This window comes from Arthrobacter sp. Y3223164 (assembly GCF_059091005.1).
On record NZ_JBNHGF010000153.1, the window covers coordinates 1 to 6,260 of the forward strand.

Annotated in this window: 5 protein-coding genes; 3 read left to right on the forward strand and 2 right to left on the reverse strand. The window is 68.8% G+C overall.

What is annotated here, in order from left to right; translation table 11 throughout:
• Both AC5RUJ_RS09315 and AC5RUJ_RS09320 read left to right on the forward strand, forming a co-directional pair.
• The coding region (locus AC5RUJ_RS09315) for a bifunctional copper resistance protein CopD/cytochrome c oxidase assembly protein (RefSeq protein ID WP_494155787.1) at positions 1-1,896 on the forward strand (1,896 nt) is incomplete at its 5' end.
• Positions 1,893-3,932: an NHL domain-containing thioredoxin family protein gene (locus AC5RUJ_RS09320; protein ID WP_494128514.1), complete on the forward strand. Its 2,040-nt coding sequence runs from the start codon at positions 1,893-1,895 to the stop codon at positions 3,930-3,932. The genes AC5RUJ_RS09315 and AC5RUJ_RS09320, both read left to right, overlap by 4 nt.
• Positions 3,933-4,011: 79 nt before the next feature.
• Here the strand turns inward: AC5RUJ_RS09320 and AC5RUJ_RS09325 are convergent, their stop codons facing one another.
• Entirely contained in the window at positions 4,012-4,998 is a 987-nt protein-coding gene (locus AC5RUJ_RS09325) for a hypothetical protein (protein WP_494000724.1), read from the reverse strand.
• 109 nt (positions 4,999-5,107) lie between these two features.
• On the opposite strand from AC5RUJ_RS09325, the gene AC5RUJ_RS09330 reads away from it, so the two are divergent.
• The gene (locus AC5RUJ_RS09330; RefSeq protein WP_494000723.1) at positions 5,108-5,587 is read left to right on the forward strand and encodes a nucleoside deaminase; all 480 of its coding nucleotides are present in this window, start codon (positions 5,108-5,110) and stop codon (positions 5,585-5,587) included.
• A 16-nt stretch (positions 5,588-5,603) separates the two neighbouring features.
• On the opposite strand, the gene panD is transcribed toward AC5RUJ_RS09330, so the two are convergent.
• On the reverse strand, positions 5,604-6,017 hold the full coding sequence (gene panD, locus AC5RUJ_RS09335) for an aspartate 1-decarboxylase (RefSeq protein WP_494000722.1): 414 nt from the start codon (positions 6,015-6,017) through the stop codon (positions 5,604-5,606).
• Positions 6,018-6,260 lie beyond the last annotated feature (243 nt).

A 6,260-nucleotide genomic window follows, 5' to 3' on the forward strand; every position in this document is an offset into this window, starting at 1 on the left:
CAGGGCCCCGAGCATCCCGCCTTCACGGCCGCGCTGCGGCTGGCCGCGGTCGCCGCCGTAGTCTGGACGCTGGCGGCCATGGCCGTGCTGGTCTTCAGTTTCTCCGACGTCGCCGGGCTACCCGTGAGCGGGGACGCCAACTACACCGCCGGATTCATCGGCTTCATGACGGACATCGGAACCGGCCAGGCCTGGCTCGCCATCACCATAGTGGCCGCCGTCGTGGCCACGCTGATCTTCGGCCTCCGCTCCCTCCCGGGGCTGGCCACCACCTTGGCGCTGGCCACCATCGGCGGGCTGCTGCCGATGGCCCTGATCGGGCACTCGGCCGGCGGCGACGATCACTACGGGGCCGTCAACTCGATCGGGCTGCACCTGCTGGGTGCCTGCCTCTGGGTGGGCGGAATCATCGTCCTCGCGGTCATCTCCGGCACACTGGGCACCAGGGACATCACCGGGCAGGTGCTGCGCCGCTACTCATCGTTGGCACTGATCAGCTTCGGCCTGGTGTTCTTCTCCGGCATCATCAACGCGTCCATTCGGATCACCTCGCTGGACCAGCTCTCCACGCCCTACGGGGTGCTCGTGGTGATCAAAGCCCTCGCCACGCTGCTGCTGGGGGCCATCGGCTTCATGCACCGGCAGTGGATCATCCCCGAACTCGCAACGAAGTCCGGCAAGCGCGTCCTGTGGCAGCTCATCACCGTCGAACTCCTCATCATGGCGGCGGTCTTCGGCGTGGCGACGGCCCTGGCCCGCACGGCGCCGCCGACGCCCGAGGAACTGCCGCCGGACACGTCCCCGGCGCGCATCCTGACCGGTTACGAACTGCCGCCGGAACTGGTCGGGAGCAGTTGGCTGACCGTCTGGCGGTGGGACTGGCTGTGGGTGACGTTCGCCCTGGTCACCGGCATCGCCTACCTGGTCGCGGCCGCCAGGCTGCGCCGGCGCGGCGACGGCTGGCCGGTGGCCCGGACCATCAGCTGGATCGTCGGCCTGCTGGCGCTCACCTATGTCACGTCGGGGGCGCCGGCAGTCTACGGGATGGTGCTGTTCAGCGCGCACATGCTGGACCACATGGCCCTGACCATGGTGGTTCCCCTGTTCCTCGTCTTGGGCTCGCCGGTCACGCTGGCGCTGAAGGCGCTGCCGCCGCGCCGCGACGGCAGCAAGGGCCTGCGCGAATGGATCCTCTGGCTGGTGCATTCGAAGTATTCCGCGGTCATCACCCATCCGCTCTTCGCGGCGGCGAACTTCGCCGGTTCGATCATCATCTTCTACTACTCGCCGCTGTTCGGCTTCGCCCTGCGCGAGCACGTGGGGCACGAGCTGATGAACCTGCACTTCCTGCTCACCGGATACCTGTTCATCCTCTCGATGATCGGCCAGGATCCGCTGCCGCGGCGCGCGCCCTACCCGTTGCGGCTGTTGCTGCTGTTCGCGACGATGGCCTTCCACGCATTCTTCGGCGTCGCCCTGACCAGCTCCACGGCCCTGATCCAGGCCTCCTGGTTCGGCAGCATGGGACGCGAGTGGGGACTGCCGGCCATGGACGACCAGCAGTTGGGCGGGGCCATCATGTGGGGCATCGGGGAAATACCCACCCTCTGCATCGCCGTCGGAGTGGCCATAGCCTGGTCGCGGTCCGACGCGCGGGAAACAAAGCGTAAAGATCGTTCGGCCGATAGGAATAACGACGCCGAACTGGCGGCTTATAACGATATGTTTGCCAAGATGGCCCGGCAGGATGCACGCCTGGTCCCGCCGGGGGCAGCACGGCCTGCCGCCGGGCCCGGCACGGACTCCGGCGACCATGAACTTCCGACAACCACCACCGGGCAGCCGCCCGTTCCGGAACCGGATGACGCCGGCCGGACACAAGGAGAAACCAGATGACTGAGGCAGCCGACACCATCCGCAGCAACTACCGGGTCCGTGCCTCGGACCTGGTGGGGCGCAACTGGCTGAACACCGGCGGCAAGCAGCTGGGGCTGGAAGACCTGCGGGGCAAGATTGTGCTGCTGGACTTTTGGACCTTCTGCTGCATTAACTGCCTCCACGTGCTGGACGAGCTGAGGCCGTTGGAGGAAAAGTACAAGGACGTGCTGGTCACCGTCGGGGTGCACTCCCCGAAGTTCGAGCACGAAGCCGACCCCGTGGCGCTGGCCGCGGCCGTGGAGCGGTACGAAATCCACCACCCGGTGCTCGACGATCCGGAGCTGGACACCTGGCAGGCCTACGCCGCCCGGGCGTGGCCGACGCTGGTGGTCGTGGACCCCGAGGGCTACATCGTGGCGCACCTGTCCGGAGAGGGCCACTCCGGCGGCCTGGCGTCGCTGGTGGAAGAGCTGGTGGCCGAACACGAAGCCAAGGGCACGCTGCACCGCGGCGACGGGCCGTACGTGCCCGCGGAAACCACCGCCGGCGACCTGCGCTTCCCGGGCAAGGCCATTCCGCTGCCGGACGGCGTCGGCTCCGCCGGCGGGTCCTTCCTGGTCAGCGACACCGGCCACCACCGGCTGGTGGAACTGGCCGCTGACCTGTCGACCGTGCTCAGGACCTACGGTTCGGGCGTGAAGGGCTGGCAGGACGGGCCGGCCGATGCCGCGCAGTTCAACGAGCCCCAGGGCGTGGCCCTGCTTCCGGAAGGAATCCGCGGGAAGGCGGGCTACGACGTCGTCGTTGCCGACTCCGTGAACCACCGCCTCCGCGGCCTGTCCCTGGCCACCGGCGAGGTGACCACGATCGCCGGCAGCGGCGTGCAGCGGCTGCTCGATGCCGGCTCCCAGCGCACCGCGCCGGGGCTCGCCGAAGCCGGTCCCGGATCCGTGGCGGACGAAGCGGCTTCCGGGGAAGCGCTGGGGGAGGAACTGGCGGAAGCCATCGCATCGGGCCGGGAGCAGCTTCCCGCCGATCCGCTCGCCGTCTCGCTCAGCTCGCCGTGGGACGTCCTGTGGTCGACCAGGTTGGAGGCGGTGGTGATCGCCATGGCCGGCGTGCACCAGATCTTCACCTTCGACCCGGCCTCCGGCGCCGTCGCCATCCTTGCCGGTACCGGGCTGGAAGGCCTGCAGGACGGCGAGGCCACCGCGGCCTGGTTCGCCCAGTCGTCGGGCCTGGCCGAGGACGCGGCAGGAGGCATTTGGGTCGCGGACTCGGAGACGTCGGCCCTGCGCAAGATTTCCTTCGTGGAGGTCAAGGGCGAGCAGCGGGCGCACGTCTCCACCGCCGTCGGCACCGGTCTCTTCGACTTCGGATTCCGCGACGGGGAGGCAGCCGAGGCGCGGCTGCAGCATCCGTTGGGCGTGGCCGTCCTGCCGGACGGTTCGGTGGCCGTGGCGGATACCTACAACGGGGCGGTACGCCGTTACGACCCGGTGAGCGGGACCGTCTCCACCCTGGCGCGCGGTCTGGCCGAGCCGTCCGACGTCATGCTGGACACCTCTGCCGTGGCCGGCGGAGGCGAGCCGCTGCTGCTGGTGGTGGAAGCGAACAAGCACCAGCTCGTCCGGCTTCCCGTCCCCAAGGAAGCCCTGAAGGTGGACGAGGGGGCCTCGCAGACGCAGCGGCCCAAGACCGAGGTCTCGGCCGGGCCGCTGGCGCTGACCGTCCGCTTCGCGGCCCCCACCGGCCAGAAGCTGGATGACCGCTGGGGAGACCCGACGCAGCTGAAGATCTCTTCTTCGCCGGAGAAGCTGCTGGTTTCCGGCGCCGGCACCTCCGTGGGGCTGGTGCGCGAACTGGTGCTGTCCGACGAGGTCGCGGAGGGCGTCCTGCACATCACCGCACGGGCGGCGGCCTGCGACGGCGAACCCGGCGGCGAGATCCCGGACCATGCCGCCTGCCACCTGTACCAGCAGGACTGGGGCATCCCCGTGGTGGTTGGCTCCGGAACCGGCGAGATGACCCTCGACCTGCGCGGGCTGAACTAGGCGGCCGCGCGGCAGGACTGACAACGCCGGAGGCGGACAGGACAGCCTGTCCGCCTCCGGCGTCTGGTTAGGAGCGGACTCAGTACTCCACGACGGGGGTCAGGGTCACGTTGCCGTCGATGACGGACAGCCGGCCGGTGAAGCCGAATTCCTGCTCGATCTCCCGCTCGACGGAGGCGCCGGTGAACAAGTCGATTTCCACGACGTTCAGCTTGGCGACGCCGGTCAGCGGGCTCAGCACCCAGCTGCCCTTGAAGGGTTCTACCTTAACGTCCGGGTACTTCACGATCGACCAGTTGATGGTGTCGTCCCGGACGCGGTCCATCGCGGCGCTGAACGGGCAGCCGGAGGGCTGCAGCACGCGCTGCTCCGCGCACGAGTCGAGGAAGGCGTTGACCTGGGCGCCCAGGTCCTGAACCAGCTTGGGGGTGGCCGCCGTCGCCAGCGAGAGTTGGGCGTCCGGCGCGTTTTCCGGGCCGGTCAGTACGGATTCCACGACCGGGGCGGCGAAGTAGTCGCTCGCGTAGTGCGCCTCGAAGGTGCCGGGATAGAACACCGCAAAGGAATTCCTGCCTTCCGGCAGCGCCACCCGGGTACCGTTCAGTGAGGCCTCGTTCTCGTTGATCACGTCCACGCTGATGGTGGGAAGAGTGCTGGGTACGAAGGACCACTGGTTGAAAAAGAACCACGTCGTGCCGGTCTTTTCCAACGTGAACGTCGAGGTGTGCGGCGCCCCGCCAACCGTGTAGTGGACGGGCAGGTCCACCTTGTCCTCGCCCGCCGGCACCGGATCGCCGACTTCCAGGTCTTCGATGTCCTCCACCGAGGCCTTGAGCGCGGCGCCGTCGAGCATGGCGGCGTTGGCGTCCGGCACGGTTGCGTGAAGCAGACCGAGCGCCGCACCGCCGTCGCCGTCTTCCAGCGCTTTGAAGTACGCCTTCACCTGGTGCTGCGGGCTGAACACGAACGCATTGACCAGCATGATCGTCATGGCGGCAGCGGCCACGGCAAGCATCAGGCACAGCAGCCACGTGGCCACGGTCCTGAGCACTGTCGAATTTCCCACCCGCCCTACGTTACCTGCTGAGGGCGCCCGTTACCTGTCGGCGCGGTTCCCCGGACCGGTGTCAGCTGCGTTACATGCCGGCGGCTGGGCGTTCTGCCATAATCGGCCCATGGAACTGGCAACCGAGGACCTCAGGCATCTGCGGCGCTGCGTTGAACTGGCCCGTGAAGCGTTGGACGACGGCGACGAGCCGTTCGGTTCGGTGCTGGTCGACGCCGGCGGCAACGTCGTGTTCGAGGACCGCAACCGGGTCAAGGACGGGGACCACACCCGGCACCCGGAGTTCGAGATTGCCCGTTGGGCCGCCAGGAACCTTCCACCCGGGGAACGCAGGGCGGCAACCGTCTACACCTCGGGCGAGCACTGTCCGATGTGTTCGGCGGCGCACGCCTGGGTGGGCTTGGGACGGATTGTCTACGCAGTGTCATCCGAACAGCTGGGCCGGTGGCTGGCGGAGTGGGGCGTCGGGCCGGCGCCGGTGGCCGCGCTGCCGATTCAGCAGGTGGCGCCGGGAACCTTGGTGGACGGGCCGTCCGGCGAACTGGCGGACGAGGTCCGCGCGCTGCACCGGCAGTACCACCGGCGCTGAGCGCCGCCGGGGACGGTTACTTGACCGCGAACGGCGGGCGCATCAGCCCGTCGTCCACGGACTCCGCCGGGTCGGAGCCCAGGTCGACGATCCTGTTGCCGGCGTCCACGTGCACCACCGACGGCACGAAGGACCTGGCCTCGTCGTCGGTCATGTCGGCGTAGGTAATCAGGATGACGAGATCGCCTTCGTGCACCAGGTGGGCGGCGGCACCGTTGATGCCCAGCACGCCCGAGCCGCGTTCGCCGGCGATGGTGTACGTCTCCAGCCGGGCGCCGTTCGTGACGTCGACGATGGAAACCAGCTCGCCGGGAAGGATGTCGGCGGCATCCAGCAGGTCGAGGTCCACGGTCACGGACCCGACGTAGTGGAGATCCGCGTGCGTGACCGTCGCACGGTGGATCTTGGACTTGAACATTTTGCGCATCATCGCCTACCAGTTTAGTCCCCGCCCCGGCCGCCCCCGAAAGGGTTCCCGATCTGGCCCGCCGCCGGCGGCAGGTCTAGGGTGTACCCACAGGGGGCAACAACCTGCTTCAGCGAGGGCGATCGACGCAGGAGGCATGTGATGAGTTCGGAAATCGGCAGCAGCCGGCGGGACGGCGGGGTGCGGCCGGGAGACGATGTTCCGGCTGCCGCCCGCGAACCGCGGGACGGCGGGACCGAGCCCGCG

Excerpts from the sequence above, each read along its gene's own strand:
- AC5RUJ_RS09320 (WP_494128514.1), top strand. The coding sequence starts at position 1,893 with ATGACTGAGGCAGCCGACACCATCCGCAGCAACTACCGGGTCCGTGCC.
- AC5RUJ_RS09330 (WP_494000723.1), top strand. The coding sequence starts at position 5,108 with ATGGAACTGGCAACCGAGGACCTCAGGCATCTGCGGCGCTGCGTTGAA.
- panD (WP_494000722.1), bottom strand. The coding sequence starts at position 6,017 with ATGATGCGCAAAATGTTCAAGTCCAAGATCCACCGTGCGACGGTCACG.